The sequence below is a fragment of the Chryseobacterium sp. KBW03 genome (genome assembly GCF_003852415.1).
GTDB classification, from domain to species: Bacteria; Bacteroidota; Bacteroidia; order Flavobacteriales; family Weeksellaceae; genus Chryseobacterium; species Chryseobacterium viscerum.
Map to the genome: position 1 here is coordinate 801,995 of NZ_QAJO01000005.1, position 17,240 is coordinate 819,234.

Below are 17,240 nucleotides of genomic sequence, written 5' to 3' on the forward strand. Positions count from 1 at the left end.
TAGACTATACTATACTTTTAAACATTGTGAAGGATTCAACGGGTTTTATTTTACTTGTTTCATGATTTTTCACAATCACTATACTTTACATTTTTAATTTATGAACATTGCTTCGCTACTTACATCTTTGTTTTTTTAACTGATTTTCATTTCTCAATAATCAGTTTCGTTAATAATTTCTACTATACAATTCCTGATTTACTTTTTACTGATCAGCAGTCTGGAATTGATATCTTGTACTGTGCACATACAAAATAAAGGTGTTGTGTTTTTACCTGAAGCAAAGATGCAGCAAGAGAAATAATGATACAAGTGAATGGTTTATAGATTCATAAATTTATATACCTAAAATCATGAATCTATAAATAGTAAACAATTGAAAATAAGAAAACTAACCTTAAATCTTAGTCATGTTTTCAATTTCTTTCAGATAGATAGAAAGGGGTGTTCCGGTTCGTTTTTTGAAGGCTAAAGTGAATGCCTGTTCGTTATTATATCCTAATTCTTCAGCAATAAAAGGAATTTTATAAGACCTGAATTTTCTGTCATTGGCCAGTCGACTGATGGCATAATCAATGCGGAGATCATTGAGATACGTTGCAAAGTTTTTCCCTTTATAGGTATTGATAATTTCCGACAGATATTTCGAGTTTGTTTTTATTTTTTTGGCAAGGCTTCCCAATGTAATTCCTTTATTCAAAAACTGATCTTTGTTTTCAAATATTTCAAGTTCTTTTAAAATGGTTTGGGCAATATCTTCAGAAATTGTTCTGGATGTTCTGTCCTCCGGATTTCCTGTATTTTCTATGGAAAGAGGCTCCTCCAGAATTTCTTTTTTGATTTCAGATTCATTCCTTTTGCCAAATCTATTTTCATTAACAGACTGGATCAGATCCTGAGCAATTTTTTTATAGTTCTTTTCGGATTTTTTATATTTAAAATAAACGTTGATAAATAATAAGTGTGATATCAGCAACATACTAAGAACAATATAAAAAAGGTTCTTTCTCTTTTGAAGTTCATTGGTAATGGACTCTTTTTCCTGTACCAGTTTCGGTGCATCATACCTTTTGGGAAGTTCTCTGGAAATATACATAAACTGGGAATCCAGTACATGATCTACTTTTAAAAACCTTTCTACAAAGTACAATTGCTGTTCTTTATCATTATTTGCTTTGTAGTGATCAATCAGATAGGTGTAAACGTCTCTAAGTTCAGGATAAATATAATCTGTTTTAAGAACCATAGAGTCAATTTTTGTAAAACATTCTATTGCCTTATCAGTTTCCTGAAGCCCTGCATAGGATTTTCCTAAATTTAAGAGGGTATAATTTTCGTTTCTATTACTTGGATTTTCTGTAGCGAAGAAAAATTTTTTACACTCCAATAAATTATCAATAGCTAACTGGTATTTTTTTGAATGCAAATGATAATACCCTAATAAACCCAGCCCCTGATGATAAGCATAGTCATTTTTACTTTTTTTAGAAGCCTGCAAACCTTCCTGAATCAATATATACGCGGAGTCCATTTTATTGATTTCTATATAAGCATCCGCCAATTGGAGTCTGATATGATTATGCTCCTCCTCCTGCATATAACTGGCATTATACAGGTAATATCTAAGTATTTTAGCTGTTTCAGCGTGTTTCCCTATGTAATTATTCAGGGAAGCAATACTGATATCTGCCATGGCAATCTGCCTTTTATTTTCCTTTTCTTTTGCGTATTTCAGACCTAAGATATAATTATTCAATGCTGCCTGAAGATTGTCGGCTTTGAGATAAAGGTTTCCTCTTAATAAATAGGTTCTGGCCGGGTAATAATTTTCTTTGGAGTTTTTGGTGATCGTCTTTAAACTATCCAGGTATTTTAATGCGTTGGGTAAGGTTTCGTCAAAATGAGCCATGACATAGCCTTCAGCAATGAAAGTATTATTTTTTTCGGATTTGGCCTTTTTCAGATAACATTTTGCGATTTTCCGCTTTCTGTTGACATCTGTAGTTTTCACATCATAGAATTCATTTTCCAATTCCTGATAAGTCCGTTCTTCCGAAATATTTTTTTCAATTCTGTTTGTTTGGGCATAAAATACGTTACATACAATCAATAACAGTATCAGATATTTTACTTTCATCACTCCTCCTAGGTATACTACAAAAATATTATTTTTATTCAGTACATTCATTAAACCTTTTTGTTTTTTCATGTATTGATCAATCTATACATTAAGATTAATGCTGATCAATTTACAAAAAAGAGTACAGTCAGATGATTTTACTCACTTCAAAAATCACTTCCACTCTACTTTACCTTCCAGATAATATACTCTTCCATTGTTCTCATAAAGAAGATCATATCCCTGAGAGGTCAGATAAAAGTGGCAGACTTTCATCTCACCATTTCTATCTTTAAAATTAAGAACAGCAGGGCATATTCTGGCATGATCCATTTTCTTTACAATAAGGTCAAAATTCTTCTGAATATTGTTTTTATTGTACAGTGACAGCATGCGGTCATTAATAAAACGGATATATTTCAGGGATGAAAGAGGATAATTAATCAATGCAAAAGGCTTTCCCGCCAGCTTAGCAGCATTTTCATTAAAAAAATTCGTAATTGAAATACTGTCCTGGGTGATGTTTTTCACCACACTGGATTCATATCTTTTTCCATCCGAAAATTCCATGCTGTATATTGCTTCCATTTTAACAGCGAAGCCTTTCTCTGATTTTTTTAAATCGTTAAGGTCTGTAAATTCTTTTCCTTTTTTGATGATAATCAAAACATTTCCTTCCCCATCATCACAGTCATAATATTTTTTATAATCAAATGGTTCTCCCGTATTCACCCTCAATGTGTCATTCATGGTATTTTGTGAAAAAATACGTACTGAAAACAGTAATAACAATAATATCAGTTTATCATTTTTCATAGGTTAATTATTTAATGGTTTAAAGTCACTTACTTAATTTTTTGAGATATTGATAATGTGAAACCACTGCATCCACAATGCTTTTCTCATGATAGGGAAAATGGTTTCTGACTGCTGCTTTTTTGATCGCCGGGGTAATAATAGTATAAACCGTATGAGGCAGTCCTGGAAAAAGATGATGGGCTGCATGGGAATTGAACCCTCCGAAAATCCAGTTGCCCAACTTGCTGGTTGGATGATAATCAAGCGATACGGCTAACTGATGTTCATAATAATCATACGGCAGATAACCGTCATCATCAGCTTTCGGAAAATCTGTTTCAAGACTCAGGTGAGAAATAATCAGAGTCAGTACAAAAAATAGCGAAATTGTCACATGCATGATGATGAAAGATAGGAGAATCGTCAGCACAGGAATATGGGTATAAAGAACAGGCAAAACCAGCATATAGGTGAAGTAAGCCAATTTCAACAGAACTACCTCTACAACAGAAATGAATGAATGATTCTGATTTCTAAGGTTGGCCAGCTCTTTTTTTCTGACATAAATAAAATCTTTGATGACAATCCAATGTAAAGTGTAGAAACAATACAGTACAGTTGCATATAAATGCTGATAGGCATGTATTTTTCTTTTTGGATGATGAGCAGATAACCGTAAAAAAATATTATCATCAATGTCAGCATCACAGCCATCCACATTCGGGAATACGTGATGGGAGGCAATGTGTCTTTTTCTCCAAAGTCTTGCATTCACTCCCTGCAGGTTAAATATGATATAATAAATGATCCGGTTTGCTCTTTTATATTTTGAAAATGTATTGTGTACACAGTCATGAGCACAATTAAAAGCCAATAATATCCCTGTAAGACCCAATACAATATAATTCAAAACTACCGCCCAATTCTTATTTCCCATATAAGGATTGAAAAGATTGGCATATAAGAGCAGAAAGGCCAGAGAATAAAACAAAAATTTGATGATCATCAATCTCCCTGCCCTTTTCGTTACTTCATCCGTCAGCAATACATTCACCTCTTCACGCAATTCTGAATAGAAAGGAGAGGTTGCTTTTTTAAATCTGATTTTTGGTTTCATAATCATTGTATTAATCATTTAGAAGACAAGGTTAATTCCTATACCATATCGGAATCCTTTAATGGGGAATGGTTTATACGTATTATATTCGAAGTTGTAGCCAAATTCTGCACAAAAGAAATGGTAAAAACTGATTCCGGCTTTGGGTGAAACCGCATAGGGCGAAACTCCGGCACCGGCATATAAAGATGATACCTCTGCGCCATCCTCAAACGAAACAACTTTTCTGAAATAATCAAACTCCGGAATGACCAGCAGTCTTCTTTCGTCCCACCAGTTAAAATGCCCCCTTAAACTGTAGTAATTCTTATCACCATCAGTTAATTTTGTTCCTATGGACAGGAATGCTTTATTATCCAATGAAGTTCCTTCAATTCTGGTACTGAGAAGAATGACCAGCCATTTTTTCTCTTTGATTTCTTCAAACTGAGCTTTCAGAAAGCCACAAAGAAATAGTGCGGTAATTACAACAAACTTTTTCATAACGTCTTATTTACTTTTTGTTTCTTAAAATTCCAGTTGATCAGAGGAAGTTTTCTTTTTCCATTCTCATTCCATCCGCCAATCTGTATTCCTCTGAAATCATCACATTTATTGTACAAACCGATTTGTATTCCTCTGCATTTCTTTCCAATATTGGCCAATGGTGCTACAGAAATACCTTTCATCTCATGATGCAGGTTAAAAAATGGAGAGACAGACATTCCGTTGGTCACCGCATAGGTGTTGACATTACTGGAAACATTGATCTCAAGGCCATTGGTAACTGTAGGCTCCATATTGATCAGCGACAATTGAAGTCCGTTGATCGTATTCATCTTTTCACGGGGAATAATTACATAATCATTACTTCCTGGTAATTGTAAGTTGAAAAGCATTAACGGCGGAAGGAAAATACCCACAAAATTAAATCCCATTCCCAACCCGTTCACTTTCTTAGGCTTAAAATGATCTTCATCATCAAAATATTTAAATAAAACTCCGTTGACATTTCTGACATTCTTTGAGGGTGAAGCTGCGATCAGTCTCGGTTTCAAAGAATCAACTTTTAAACTGTCTGATGCATAGGCCAGACCGTTGAATAAAAGAACTGCTGCTAATAAAATTCGTGTTTTCATAACTCGTTATTTTAAAATTACAATTCAAAATTATCAGCAGAAGCCAAAGTTCCGAATGTGAAAAAAAATTAAAAAAAATGTGCTATTTGCGAAAATCACAAAATGTATGGATGAGGGAATAAAATTTTTAATTTATACAAGTAGGGGCGGAAGCCGGAAGAAGGAGGTTGGAAGTTACTTTCAGTGATAAATATCAATAGTCGGTATAATGTCAAATTGTTGTTAGATCGTAATTTATTCTTTCGACCTCCAATACTTCCCTTCTCCCAGCTTCAAGCTTCCCGCCTTCTAAACAGAAATTCAACAGCTCTTTCCACAAAAAATGCTACATTTGTGAAAATCACAAAACTATGCACCAGGAAGCTTTATTGAAGGAAATCCGAAGAAAAATAGGAGACCTATCTTTGAATGATGAGATTGCCAATATTCTTAATATCAGCTATGATGCAGCCCATAGGAGAACTTCTCTGAAAGCTAAATTCAGTTTTGAAGAAGCACTGGAGCTCGCCAAATACTATCAAATCTCGTTAGATCAATTCCTGGGAACAGAAAATCAATTGGTTGTCAAAAGAACACAACCTGTAAGAACCACTGAAGACCTTTTAAATTATTTTGAAAACTCTCTGAAGATTCTGAACGTTTTCCAGAATATTACCCATTCTAAAGTATTTTATTCCGCAAAAGATATCCCGTTTTTTTATACCATTTCGGATTCTATTCTGTCCCGTTTCAAGTTTTATGTATGGATGAATTTACTGAATCAGGATAAATTCTTAAGCCCGTTTCATGAATTCAATATGGAATATCATTCTGTAAAAAATGAAATGCTGAAAGATCTTTACGACAAACAAAATGTAACAGAAATCTGGAATGACACTACTATTATGAGTGCTTTAAGACAGATTTCTTTTTATTATGAAATGGGATTATTAAAGAAAAGTGATGTTGATCTGATCCTTGATGACCTAAGAAAATTAATTGAAGAACTGGAAAGCAAAACACTGGAAAAAACTAATTTTCAGATATATGTCAATGATTTAGTAATTTTAAACAACAGTATTTTATTCAAAAATGAGCAGCAATGTTCCTTTTTTGTTCCTTTCAGCATGTTCGGATATATGATGACCAATGATAAACTCACCTGTGAAGATTCTCTGAGCTATTTTGAACATCAGATCAAGAACTCAAAATCTTTGAATGAATCCGGAAACCGGGAAAGAAAAATGTTTTTTAATAAGATGTATGAACAGATTGACCGCCTAAAACAGAATTTATTATGAATACTCTTCGTAACGGCGAATATTTTGGAGATACCAATCAATTGGTCAATTTGGAAGGATTGACGATAACGGACACGGAGTATACACATCCTTATGTAGACTGGCATTATCATGAAAATGCTTACTTCACTTTTCTTCTTCAGGGCAATATGACGGAAGGAAACAGAAAAGAAACATACGAATGTTCTGCGGGAACATTATTGTATCATCATTGGGAAGATCCCCATTACAATATCAAACCGGATATTTTTACTCGAGGTTTTCATATTGAAATTTCACAAAGCTGGTTTGACCGGTTTGATATCCAGAAAAACAAAGTGGAGGGCAGTCTTAATATAAAAAATCCGGCCTTTAAATTATTGGTACATCAGATTTTCAAAGAGACTAAAACCAATGACCTCTCTTTTGAGCTGACTGTCAATCAGCTGTTATTACATCTTTTCAGTCAATTAACCTTTCAAAAGGAAAATACCGAAAGAAAACCTTTGTGGGTAGGTCAGATTAATGAGATCTTGCATGAAAGCTTTACTGAAACATTGAACCTTACGGAGCTTTCAAAAACTTTGAACATCCACCCTATTCATTTAAGCAGAGATTTCCATAAATATTTTCATTGTAATTTGGGAGAATACCTGAGAAAATTAAAGGTTAGTAAATCAATGGAACTTCTTATTTCACCAGCTTCTTTAACGGATATTGCCCTGGAATGCGGTTTTTCAGACCAAAGTCACTTCACCAGATGTTTTAAAGAAAACATAGGAATAACCCCACTGAAATATAGAAACCTTCTGAAAATCTATTGAATTTCTTTTTGATATCAGAGAGGTCGTTTCAAAAGTGTCATTCTGAATGCAATGAAGAATCTCAAACAATTGATCATCAATAAGATTCTTCCTTCGCCAAAATGACAGAATCCAAATAATTTGACTTTTGAAAACATCATTCACGATTTGGATACATCATTCCCCGATTCGGCTACATTTTACCCTCTGTAACTTTCCATCTTTGTACCATCATTTAAACAAAAAAAATATTTAAAAATGGAAACAAAAAAAGTATGGTTCGTGACAGGAGCTTCAAAAGGCTTAGGATTCGAGTTGGTAAAAAAATTGTTGTCCGAAGGATTTCAGGTTGCTGCCACTAGCCGTACCGTTGAATCCCTGATTTCTACTATCGGAGATACTTCCGAAAACTTCCTGCCACTTAGCGTCAACATCACTGACAATAACGATATAAAATCTGCCATTGCAAAGACAGTTGAACATTTCGGAAGAATAGATGTGGTTGTGAACAATGCCGGTTATGGACAGATCGGAACACTTGAGGAACTTACTGATGAGGAGGCAAGAGAAAATTATGCCGTGAATGTGTTCGGAACGTTAAACGTGATCAGAAATGCGATGCCTTATCTTCGGGAACAAAGATCAGGAAACATCTTCAATATTTCTTCTGTCGGTGGATATTCAGCCAATTTTCCGGGTTGGGGAATTTACTGCTCCACAAAATTTGCGGTTGCCGGATTTACAGAAGCATTGGCTGAGGAAGTAAAAGATTTCGGAATACATGCTACGGTTGTTTATCCGGGATATTTCCGCACAGATTTTTTGAATAAAGATTCTGTAAAAACTCCTGCCAATCCTATTCAGGCTTACGAAGCGGCAAGAAATTCTGAACAGGCCCATCTTAATGAAATTAATGGAAACCAGCCTAATGATCCTGAAAAAGCAGCTGATGTTCTGATCCAGATCAGTAAAGAGAAAAATCCACCTGTACATTTATTATTAGGGGTAGGAACCATAGAGTTTCTCAATAATAAGATTGATATTTTAAAGAAAGATGCTGAAAAATGGGAAAAACTGACGGTTTCTACTGCAATTTAATCTGGTAAAATATCCTTCGGCTCTGCTCGGGTTGTCTCTAAGCAATGTGTTTGAATCATTTGAACATAAAATTTTAGAGAAATCAGTCTGATCGGAGTCGAAGACTTTTTGAATCAATATGTTATACTTTTTACAAAAACAACTAACTTCGCTATTATGAAACAGCCCGTTCGTTTTAATTCTATTTCAGATTTTCATGCTTTCTGTAGTCTCCCGAATCCTGAGCATCCGCTGATCAGCCTGATAGACTATAGTAAAGTGCATTATGTAGTGGATGATGATGAATTGAAATGGATCCAGAATTTTTATTCGATCGGTTTGAAAAAAAATGTCAATCCTAGATTCAATTATGGACAGCAGCAATATGATTTTGATTCAGGAGTGTTGTGTTTTGTTTCACCACAGCAATATTTAAGTCTCGAAATCAATCCGGATGTAGAAGTAGAGCCTACCGGATTTTTATTGTTGATTCATCCCGATTTTCTATGGAATACTTCATTAACCAAGAAAATGAAATCATATGATTTTTTCAGTTATCAGGTGAAAGAAGCTCTTTTTCTTTCCGATAAAGAAGAGAAAATTCTTATTGATATTTTTAAAAATATTGAACGGGAATATCAGACCAACACAGATAGATTCACGCAGGAACTCATTATCTCACAGATAGAATTATTACTGATTTATTCTGAGCGTTTTTATGAACGTCAGTTTTTCACCAGAAAAAAATCAAGTCATGAATTACTTCATAAGTTTGAAGATCTTCTTTCTCAATATTTCGAAAATGGAAATCTTATAGAAAACGGAATTCCATCAGTGAAGTGTATCGCCGACCAAATGAATATTTCCCCTAATTATCTTGGAACGCTGCTTCGACTTCATACTCAGCAAAATACACAACAGCATATCCAAAATAAATTAATTGATTCTGCCAAAGAACGTTTGAGCACTACAAGTTTATCCGTGAGTGAAATTGCTTATGAATTGGGATTTGAACATCCACAGTCTTTCAGTAAACTTTTTAAACAAAAAACAAATCAATCACCGGGAGAATTCAGAAGGTTATTCAATTAGAGCATCCTTAATTCGGTAAGAGATCGATAATATAATAGAAATGTTAATTTCATTCTATTTTACTGTAAGGAAGTTCATTATTTTTGTTGAAATACTTCTTTAAATGAAAGCGATCCTATTATCGATCTTTATTTTTACCTCTTCTCTTTATCAGGGACAAATTAAAAATATAATCAATCCTGAGAAAATTGAGTCTCCTGTTCAAAAAACACATTCCGGAAAAGTGGTTTTCCTTACCCAAAATATTGCTCTGGAGAACTTAAAGGATTCGGATCTTATTTCTTCTTCCATATTTCAGGAAAACGGAGATCTTAGCATTCATGCTTTTTTTGAAAATTCACTTGTCAACTACCTTCATCAGCTTGAACCCAATTGGACTGTTGATGAACTTCTTAAAAACGGAAATTATCAATTTTCATTCTACGTTGACGGAAAACTGATCTATAAAGAAGATCTCAATACAGGCGCAGGTACTCCGGAAAATAAAAAAATCAAAACAACATTACGAATTCCTCTTATCAGCAGTAAAAACGAAGATTCATGGGGAAGATATCTATGGATGCGCTTTTATATGGCTCATGACGGCATTGATGCCCTGGCAGCAGGAAATCACATTTTAAAAATTGAAATACGCCCTTATCTGAAAGCTTCTACCATAAAAACAGGACCTATTATCTCGGAAGGGCAAATCAGCCTTACCGTTCCTTCTCAAAATATTTCCGAAAATCAGACTGCCATTCAACCGCTCCAGCCTAACAGCGGATGGAAGACTTCTCAGGAAAAAATCAATACTACAATGATCAGAACCCTGAATAAGAAAATTGCAGAAAAAAGGTTCAAAGATGTCACCGGAATTGTTGTTGTAAAAGAGGGAAAATTGCTTCTGGAAGAATATTTTAACGGCTCCGGAAGAGATTCTCTGCAGGATACGCGGTCAGTAGGAAAATCCTTTTCTTCAGCTTTGACCGGGATTGCTATAAAAGATGGGTATTTAAAAGGTGAAAATCAACTGCTGAAGGAATTCTACGATTTAAAACAATTTAAAAATTATTCTTCCCAAAAAGAGGATGTCACCATAAAAAGCTTATTGACTATGAGCTCCGGATTTGATGGAAATGACCAAGATTCTGACTCTCCCGGAAATGAGGAAAATATGTATCCTACTGACAATTGGATAAAGTTTGTATTAGATCTTCCGATGACTGAGAATACAATAGGAAAAAACTGGAGTTATTTCACAGCAGGAGTTGTCGTAACCGGAGATATTTTGGACAAAACGGTTCCCCAGGGATTGGAAAAATATGCAGATAAAAAACTGTTTCGTCCTCTTGGAATCACCAATTACAAATGGCAGTTTACTCCTCAGCAAAAACCTTCTCTGGCCGGAGGATTGCGCATGAAAGCACTCGATTTTGCAAAATTCGGACAACTGTATAAAAATAACGGAGTCTGGAATGGCAAAACAATTTTGAGTACAGACTGGGTTAAGAAGTCATTTACCAATTATTTTGCAGACAATACTGATTTTGAAGGCTATGGTTATTTATTCTGGAGAAAGCTATATACGGTTGGAAATAAAAGCTATGAGGCTTTTCAGAGCAGTGGAAATGGAGGAAACAAAATCATTATGTTCACCAAAATCCCTGTTGTCATAGTCATTACAGCACAGGCGTATAACAAACCTTATGCCCACCAGCAAACCGACAAAATAGTACAGGAATATCTTTTACCCGCCATCATGATGGGTAATGAATAATCAATAATGAAATTTTAGATAAAGATGGAAAGATGGGCGAAATTTTTGCTTATTGCAAAATTTACTCATCTTTCTTAGATGGAACCAGGAATACGTCCATCAAGCCTTCCGGCAGCTGCATTTTAATAATTCTCTCTTCTCTGTCAACCTCCAGAACCCAGTCTTTGATCATAGGAATTACAATTTCTTTTCCTTCAAAATTTAAAATGAAATAAGTCTGTGCCGTCTGATCATTTACAGAACGGATCACACCACAATCATTATCATTTTCGTCAAGGATATTATACCCGATGATTTCGTGGTAGTAGAATTGTTTTCCTGAAAGTTTAGGCAGCGTAGCAAGCGGAAGGTAAACACTTTTACCTAAAACCTGATCTACCAATGCCTCAGAAGAACCTTTGAATGCAAGATTCAGAGCATCAAGTTTGCTCCATGATGATTTTTCAATAAAAAATGGAACCAATAATCCGTTGATTTCAACGAATATTGATTCCAATTTATTGTAAAGCTCGGGTTGGTCGGTATCCAATTTAAGGATCACGTTACCCGCAAGTCCATGTCTGCGTGTGATTTTCCCTAAAAAATAGCAATCTTCTTTACGCATAACAGGGTTTGTTCTTAAGCTTCAGTGTTTTCTTCAGTTTCAGCAGCAGGAGCTTCTCCTTCTGTAGCTTCAGCAACAACTTCTTCAGCAGGTGCGTTTGCAGCTTCTTCAGCAGCTTTAGCATCAGCTTCAACTTGTGCAGCAGCAGCAACTCTAGCTTCGTTTACTTTTACTTCAGCATCTAAAGCAGCTTTCTTAGCATCAGCTTTAGCAGTTGCTAAACCTTCTACTTTACCTTGTACTTTAGAGTCTTTAGCGTCTACCCAAGCATTGAATCTTTTTTCAGCTTCAGCTTCATCAAAAGCACCTTTAGCTACACCACCTTGTAAGTGTTTTTTGTAAAGAGCACCTTTGTAAGATAAAATAGCTCTAGCAGTATCAGTAGGCTGAGCACCGTTGTTTAACCACTGTACAGCAGAATCAACGTTCAATTCGATAGTTGCCGGGTTAGTAATTGGGTTGTAAGTTCCTAGTTTTTCGATGAATCTACCATCTCTTCTAGCTCTTGAATCTGCAACCACGATGTGGAAAAAAGGTTTTCCTTTTTTACCGTGTCTTTGTAATCTGATTTTTACTGACATAATGTTTGAATTTTACGGGAACTCGTCCCAGTTAAATATTTAAGAGTGCAAAGATAAATAAAATTTTCAATGTAACAATCTAAAAATATAAGATTTTATCAATTTAAGGATATAATAATCTATAGCCTTCATTTTGAGAATTTCACTGTTATACTGATTCTATTTCTCCCATATAGAAAAGCCCCAGACATTGCTGGTTTTCTTCAATAGTCAAAGAATCTTTCAACTCCTCTACAATTTTAGGGGAACTCCAATAGCAGCCAATATTGTTCGCTGTACAGGTAAGATACATATTCTGAACCGCCATTGAAGTAGCAGCAATCTCTTCCCATTCAGGAAGCATTCCGCTAAAGTTAACTACAATAGAGACTACAGCATCTGCTTTATTGATTTTAAAACCGATGTCATTGTATTTTTTTTCCAAGAAAAGCTGCTCCGGCTGACTCGCCTTATAGATAGCCTGCATTTCTGAAGCCAGTTTTGCTTTCTCTTCTCCTTTGAATATTTTAAAACGCCAAGGTTTTGTACGTTTATGATTGGGAGCTAAAGTCGCTGAATGTAAAATCTCATCAATAACTTCCTGAGAAATTTCCGCATCTGTATAATCTTTTGGGAAAATACTTCTTCTTTGCTCTATGATTTCTTTTAAAATGGATGCTTTATTCATACTGCAAATTTACAACATGAAATTCAATCTGTTTCATTTAAAATGTTAAGTATTTACTGCCAGTTTATGATTTTTATAAGCTTTGTAATTGCTTGTGGTAAAAGTAGTAAGTATGAGTAAAACGAGTGCCTTAAACAGCCATTTTTCAAAAGGTTCCCCCTTCACGGGATCCAGCATATATAAAGCAATACAACTTACCGCATATACCACTCCTGCAATGATCCAGTTGTACCCGGGATCAGGATATTCTTTTACTGTACTTGCTTTATTGTAATTAAAAATCGGACGTAGTTTATGTTGGTCCCAGATCACCAATACAAGAACAGCCATCATCATTAAGGAGGTTATAACCCAGGTACCTTTAAACGAAAGACTGATGGTAATGATCCATACATTTGTCAGGATGGCAAGAAACATCAATGCGCCCAATGTAGCATAACGCTGTGTCATAAGTAAAATTCCGGCTGTGATCTGAGCCAGTCCTAAAAAATTCCAGTAAAAGCCAGACTGATACAATGCTTCAAAAAAATATCCGATCGGTTCATCTGTTGAAATCCGGGTAAATCTTTCCCCCATCAGCTTTACCAGTCCGGACGGAAAAAAAGCAAACCCCACCAGATAACGCAGGTGTATTATAATCCAGTGATTGAACCTGCTGGTCCTTAGGCTGTCAAATTTCATGGGTATATGTTTTGAATCGCAAAGTATTAAATAAAAATAAAACTTCAAATACATTTGAAGCTATATTATATGGAGGTCATTCACTATTGATATTTATAATACTTCCACGATCTTTTGGTGGATTTTATTTAAGGTAAATTCATCCCCTGATTTCATTCCCATCATTTTTTTAGCCATGGGGCTTTCGGGAGAGATTGCATAGAACCTGTCTCCTTCAAAAAAGAACTCCCCTAGTGACACGGAAATATAAAACCTTGCTTTATTCGTAATAACCAGAGAGCCAAGCTGCACTCTTTCTGTAGCTGTATTGAGTACTTTTGCCAAATTCCTTTTAAGATCATTCAAAGCTCCCAGCTGTCGCTGCATCTGATAAATCTCCTCCTGCATCTCTTCTCTCATGCTGTCATATTTCGGAGTTTTTTTAATGTCGCGACTGGCTTCCAAAGTAAATTCGATAAAATTTTTAAGCTTTTCAATTTTCTCTTCGATAGCCATTTTCACAAAGTCTCTGATATCACTTTTTTCAAATACAATCTTCTCCATAGAATCGATTCTTTATATAAAGATAATATTTTTAGAATAATATTTCAATAGCTTACTATAAAATAACTCTTCCAAAACGTATCATTTCTTTTAAAAATTATTTCCAGACTTAATTTTTTAAAACTAAAGTCAGAGGTAAGGCATTATTATTTTATTTTGATGATAATGTGATACTAAAGATAAAGGAAACTATATTCAATCAAAGAGATTGGTAAAAAAGAATTTTAATAAAAAAGCCTTGTAAATTGTACAAGGCTTTCATTTTATTTTTCAGCAAGTTTCTTCAGATCCGTTAGTCCCTGACCAAACATTTTATCCATATTACTGTTCATCATAGGTTTCATAATCTTCATCATGGCGTTCAGCTCATTATCGATCATCCAGGTTACTTTTGTTCCGTTACCTTCAGGGGTCAGCACAATATTACTTTTGGCAGTTCCTTCAAAAGGCTTTATAAAATGAAGCTGAGTACCTAGTTTTTCATTGGCTGCAATTTCTGTGATGGTTTGTTCTCCTTCGCTGTCATCTCCTTTCCAGTGATAAGAATCCCCCATTTGGTCACCTTTTCCTGAATAAGTGACAGAGAAATTCTTGATTTCTTTAGAAAAAGGATCCCAGGTATTGTATGCTTGTAAAGAGTTTGTATGCTGCCACACTTTTTCTTTCGGAGCATTGATGACGATAGATTTTTCATAATGATAATCTTTACTGAAAGCCAGCATAGCGATCACGGCATAGATGAGAATCAGTACGATGATAGTACCAATAATTTTTAAGAGTGTTTTCATAGTTTATATATTTTATTTAAGGTTATTCATTTTAATGATGACTGCTAAATCTGTTCTCAAAATTAAATATTCCCACATCACTCCTTCTTTCCATATGACAAGATTATTTAAAGATAAGTATTTTTGTCATAAGTTTCCGGTAAGGCATTATTTTTGACCCTTTCAGCTGTGATTCCCAATGAATCATTAAATTTACCTTACATAAAAAATCTAAAAATGAATATTTTAACAGAAAAATTTCACACTCCATATCATTCAGCACCATTCAGTGACATCAAAAATGAAGATTATCTTCCGGCATTTAAAGAATTGATTCAAAAATCTGAAGCAGAAATTGATGCTATTGTCAACAATCCTGAGGCACCCACTTTCGAAAATGTGATTGAAGCATTAGCGTATTCAGGGGAACAGCTGGATGCCGTTTCCAACATATTTTTCAACTTAAATTCTGCAGAAACCAGCGATGAAATCCAACAGATTGCTCAGGAAGTTTCTCCGATATTAACAGAATATTCTTCAAAAATCTCTCAAAATGAAGCCCTTTTCAACAAAATCAAAAAAGTATATGATGAAAAGGAGACATATAATCTCAATGATGAGCAGGAAATGCTTTTGAATGAGACCTACAAAGGTTTTGTAAGAAGCGGAGCGTTATTGAATGACGAAGACAAAGAGAAATTAAAGAAAATCAGTATGGATCTTTCTTTAAAATCTTTACAGTTTGGACAAAATGTACTGGCTTCTACCAATGCCTATTTTAAACATATCACTCATAAAGAAGATCTTGCCGGAATTCCGGAAGCTATCATCGATCAGTATGCTGAGGAAGCCAAAGAAAGAAACCTTGAAGGCTGGGTAGTCACTTTACAGTATCCAAGCTACCTTCCGTTCATGACGTATGCTGAAAACCGTGAATTGAGAAAGGAACTGGCTTTAGCAAATGGTAAAAAATCCTTTGACGGTGGAGAATTCGACAATCAGAATCTCATTAAAGAGCTTCTTCACCTGAAACAGCAGAAAGCCGAGCTTATTGGATATAAAAACTATGCAGATTTTGTTCTGGAAGAAAGAATGGCAAAGTCTCCGGTAAAGGTTTTGGATTTTTTAAATGAGCTTTTGACCAAAGCAAAACCTTATGCTGATAAAGAAATTGAAGAATTAAAATCTTTAGCCAAAGCGGATGGAATTGATGAAATACAGGGCTATGACCACGCTTATTATGCTGAAAAACTTCGTAAGGCTAAATTTGATCTTAATGATGAAGAATTAAAACCTTACTTCCCATTACACCAGGTGCAGGATGCTGTATTCGGATTGGCTGGAAAACTTTTCGGACTGACTTTTGAGGAAAGAAATGACATTCCAAAATACCACGAGGATGTAAAAGTATATGAAGTAAAAGAGAACGGAACTTATAAATCTCTTTTATACGTTGATTATTTCCCGAGAAAAGGGAAAAGAGCCGGAGCATGGATGACCAGCTATAAAAATCAGTACAAGCAAAATGGTGAAAATTCACGCCCGCATATTTCAATTGTCTGCAACTTCAGTAAACCAACAAAAGATACTCCTAGCTTACTAACGTTCCAGGAGGTGACTACTTTATTCCACGAATTTGGACATGCCCTTCACGGAATGATGGCGGATACCCAATATCCTACGCTATCCGGAACTTCTGTAAAATGGGATTTTGTGGAACTTCCCTCTCAGTTTCTTGAAAACTTCTGCTATGAGCCTGAGTTCTTAAAAACTTTTGCAAAACATTATAAAACAGGAGAAGTACTTCCTGACGAAAAAATTGAAAGAATCGAGCAGTCTAAAAACTTCATGGAGGGCTACCAAACCTTAAGACAGATAGGTTTCGGACTTCTGGATATGAATTATCACACGAAAGTTGCAGAACTGGAGAATGAAAGTGTAAAGGCATTTGAGGATAAGTATACAAAAGCGACCACTCTTTATCCTTCTAATGCTGAAACGGCCATGAGCCCTAGTTTCTCCCACATTTTCCAGGGTGGATATTCTGCCGGATATTATTCTTACAAATGGGCAGAGGTTTTGGATGCCGATGCCTTCCAGTACTTCAAAGAAAACGGAATTTTCAATCCTGAGATTGCTGCTAAGTATAAAGTATTGCTTTCTTCAGGCGGAACTAAAGACCCAATGGAACTGTATAAAAGTTTCAGAGGCAGTGAGCCGAAAGTGGAGAGTTTGTTGAAAAGAGCGTTTGGATAGGA

General features: G+C 35.1%; 17 protein-coding genes. 6 read left to right on the forward strand and 11 right to left on the reverse strand.

The window, feature by feature from the left end:
* Positions 1-397 precede the first annotated feature (397 nt).
* From DBR39_RS15140 to DBR39_RS15160, 5 genes are all read right to left on the reverse strand, one after another.
* Positions 398-2,209 (reverse strand): helix-turn-helix domain-containing protein, encoded by a 1,812-nt coding sequence (locus tag DBR39_RS15140; RefSeq protein WP_124534464.1) that lies wholly within the window; start codon positions 2,207-2,209, stop codon positions 398-400.
* 84 nt (positions 2,210-2,293) lie between these two features.
* On the reverse strand, positions 2,294-2,935 hold the full coding sequence (locus tag DBR39_RS15145; protein WP_124534466.1) for a hypothetical protein: 642 nt from the start codon (positions 2,933-2,935) through the stop codon (positions 2,294-2,296).
* Between the two features lie 25 nt (positions 2,936-2,960).
* On the reverse strand, positions 2,961-4,034 hold the full coding sequence (locus DBR39_RS15150) for a fatty acid desaturase family protein (protein WP_185147197.1): 1,074 nt from the start codon (positions 4,032-4,034) through the stop codon (positions 2,961-2,963).
* 18 nt (positions 4,035-4,052) lie between these two features.
* Positions 4,053-4,517: a hypothetical protein gene (locus tag DBR39_RS15155; RefSeq protein ID WP_124534470.1), complete on the reverse strand. Its 465-nt coding sequence runs from the start codon at positions 4,515-4,517 to the stop codon at positions 4,053-4,055.
* Positions 4,514-5,152: an LA_2272 family surface repeat-containing protein gene (locus DBR39_RS15160; protein WP_124534472.1), complete on the reverse strand. Its 639-nt coding sequence runs from the start codon at positions 5,150-5,152 to the stop codon at positions 4,514-4,516. The genes DBR39_RS15155 and DBR39_RS15160 overlap by 4 nt, the downstream gene beginning before the upstream one ends.
* A 350-nt stretch (positions 5,153-5,502) precedes the next feature.
* Here DBR39_RS15160 and DBR39_RS15165 point away from each other — a divergent pair, with 350 nt between their 5' ends.
* From DBR39_RS15165 to DBR39_RS15185, 5 genes are all read left to right on the forward strand, one after another.
* Positions 5,503-6,432 (forward strand): XRE family transcriptional regulator, encoded by a 930-nt coding sequence (locus DBR39_RS15165; RefSeq protein WP_124534474.1) that lies wholly within the window; start codon positions 5,503-5,505, stop codon positions 6,430-6,432.
* Positions 6,429-7,235, forward strand: a complete 807-nt coding sequence (locus tag DBR39_RS15170; protein WP_124534476.1) for a helix-turn-helix domain-containing protein — start codon at positions 6,429-6,431, stop codon at positions 7,233-7,235. The genes DBR39_RS15165 and DBR39_RS15170 overlap by 4 nt, the downstream gene beginning before the upstream one ends.
* A gap of 237 nt (positions 7,236-7,472) precedes the next feature.
* Complete coding sequence (locus DBR39_RS15175; protein WP_124534477.1) at positions 7,473-8,312, forward strand: SDR family NAD(P)-dependent oxidoreductase; 840 nt, start codon at positions 7,473-7,475, stop codon at positions 8,310-8,312.
* A 156-nt stretch (positions 8,313-8,468) separates the two neighbouring features.
* Positions 8,469-9,383: a helix-turn-helix domain-containing protein gene (locus tag DBR39_RS15180; RefSeq protein ID WP_124534479.1), complete on the forward strand. Its 915-nt coding sequence runs from the start codon at positions 8,469-8,471 to the stop codon at positions 9,381-9,383.
* A 103-nt stretch (positions 9,384-9,486) separates the two neighbouring features.
* Complete coding sequence (locus tag DBR39_RS15185) at positions 9,487-11,139, forward strand: serine hydrolase domain-containing protein (RefSeq protein ID WP_124534481.1); 1,653 nt, start codon at positions 9,487-9,489, stop codon at positions 11,137-11,139.
* A gap of 61 nt (positions 11,140-11,200) precedes the next feature.
* On the opposite strand, the gene rimM is transcribed toward DBR39_RS15185, so the two are convergent.
* The 6 genes from rimM to DBR39_RS15215 form a co-directional block, all read right to left on the reverse strand.
* Entirely contained in the window at positions 11,201-11,743 is a 543-nt protein-coding gene (gene rimM, locus DBR39_RS15190; RefSeq protein WP_124534483.1) for a ribosome maturation factor RimM, read from the reverse strand.
* A 14-nt stretch (positions 11,744-11,757) separates the two neighbouring features.
* A complete protein-coding gene (locus DBR39_RS15195) occupies positions 11,758-12,324 on the reverse strand; it encodes a 30S ribosomal protein S16 (RefSeq protein WP_103232972.1) in 567 nt (188 codons plus the stop codon).
* Positions 12,325-12,472: 148 nt separating this feature from the next.
* Positions 12,473-12,991 (reverse strand): nitroreductase, encoded by a 519-nt coding sequence (locus DBR39_RS15200; RefSeq protein WP_124534485.1) that lies wholly within the window; start codon positions 12,989-12,991, stop codon positions 12,473-12,475.
* 45 nt (positions 12,992-13,036) lie between these two features.
* A complete protein-coding gene (locus DBR39_RS15205; protein WP_124534487.1) occupies positions 13,037-13,672 on the reverse strand; it encodes a DoxX family membrane protein in 636 nt (211 codons plus the stop codon).
* A gap of 93 nt (positions 13,673-13,765) precedes the next feature.
* The gene (locus DBR39_RS15210; protein ID WP_124534489.1) at positions 13,766-14,215 is read right to left on the reverse strand and encodes a hypothetical protein; all 450 of its coding nucleotides are present in this window, start codon (positions 14,213-14,215) and stop codon (positions 13,766-13,768) included.
* Positions 14,216-14,478: 263 nt separating this feature from the next.
* Positions 14,479-15,003 carry an SRPBCC family protein gene (locus DBR39_RS15215; protein ID WP_124534491.1) on the reverse strand — a complete coding sequence of 175 codons (525 nt, stop codon included), beginning with the start codon at positions 15,001-15,003 and terminating at the stop codon, positions 14,479-14,481.
* Positions 15,004-15,219: 216 nt separating this feature from the next.
* On the opposite strand from DBR39_RS15215, the gene DBR39_RS15220 reads away from it, so the two are divergent.
* Entirely contained in the window at positions 15,220-17,238 is a 2,019-nt protein-coding gene (locus DBR39_RS15220) for a M3 family metallopeptidase (protein ID WP_124534493.1), read from the forward strand.
* Positions 17,239-17,240 lie beyond the last annotated feature (2 nt).

Bases quoted from the DNA above. Each gene is read 5' to 3' on its own strand.
- DBR39_RS15140 (WP_124534464.1), bottom strand. From the start codon at position 2,209: ATGAAAAAACAAAAAGGTTTAATGAATGTACTGAATAAAAATAATATT.
- DBR39_RS15145 (WP_124534466.1), bottom strand. From the start codon at position 2,935: ATGAAAAATGATAAACTGATATTATTGTTATTACTGTTTTCAGTACGT.
- DBR39_RS15150 (WP_185147197.1), bottom strand. From the start codon at position 4,034: ATGAAACCAAAAATCAGATTTAAAAAAGCAACCTCTCCTTTCTATTCA.
- DBR39_RS15155 (WP_124534470.1), bottom strand. From the start codon at position 4,517: ATGAAAAAGTTTGTTGTAATTACCGCACTATTTCTTTGTGGCTTTCTG.
- DBR39_RS15160 (WP_124534472.1), bottom strand. From the start codon at position 5,152: ATGAAAACACGAATTTTATTAGCAGCAGTTCTTTTATTCAACGGTCTG.
- DBR39_RS15165 (WP_124534474.1), top strand. From the start codon at position 5,503: ATGCACCAGGAAGCTTTATTGAAGGAAATCCGAAGAAAAATAGGAGAC.
- DBR39_RS15170 (WP_124534476.1), top strand. From the start codon at position 6,429: ATGAATACTCTTCGTAACGGCGAATATTTTGGAGATACCAATCAATTG.
- DBR39_RS15175 (WP_124534477.1), top strand. From the start codon at position 7,473: ATGGAAACAAAAAAAGTATGGTTCGTGACAGGAGCTTCAAAAGGCTTA.
- DBR39_RS15180 (WP_124534479.1), top strand. From the start codon at position 8,469: ATGAAACAGCCCGTTCGTTTTAATTCTATTTCAGATTTTCATGCTTTC.
- DBR39_RS15185 (WP_124534481.1), top strand. From the start codon at position 9,487: ATGAAAGCGATCCTATTATCGATCTTTATTTTTACCTCTTCTCTTTAT.
- rimM (WP_124534483.1), bottom strand. From the start codon at position 11,743: ATGCGTAAAGAAGATTGCTATTTTTTAGGGAAAATCACACGCAGACAT.
- DBR39_RS15195 (WP_103232972.1), bottom strand. From the start codon at position 12,324: ATGTCAGTAAAAATCAGATTACAAAGACACGGTAAAAAAGGAAAACCT.
- DBR39_RS15200 (WP_124534485.1), bottom strand. From the start codon at position 12,991: ATGAATAAAGCATCCATTTTAAAAGAAATCATAGAGCAAAGAAGAAGT.
- DBR39_RS15205 (WP_124534487.1), bottom strand. From the start codon at position 13,672: ATGAAATTTGACAGCCTAAGGACCAGCAGGTTCAATCACTGGATTATA.
- DBR39_RS15210 (WP_124534489.1), bottom strand. From the start codon at position 14,215: ATGGAGAAGATTGTATTTGAAAAAAGTGATATCAGAGACTTTGTGAAA.
- DBR39_RS15215 (WP_124534491.1), bottom strand. From the start codon at position 15,003: ATGAAAACACTCTTAAAAATTATTGGTACTATCATCGTACTGATTCTC.
- DBR39_RS15220 (WP_124534493.1), top strand. From the start codon at position 15,220: ATGAATATTTTAACAGAAAAATTTCACACTCCATATCATTCAGCACCA.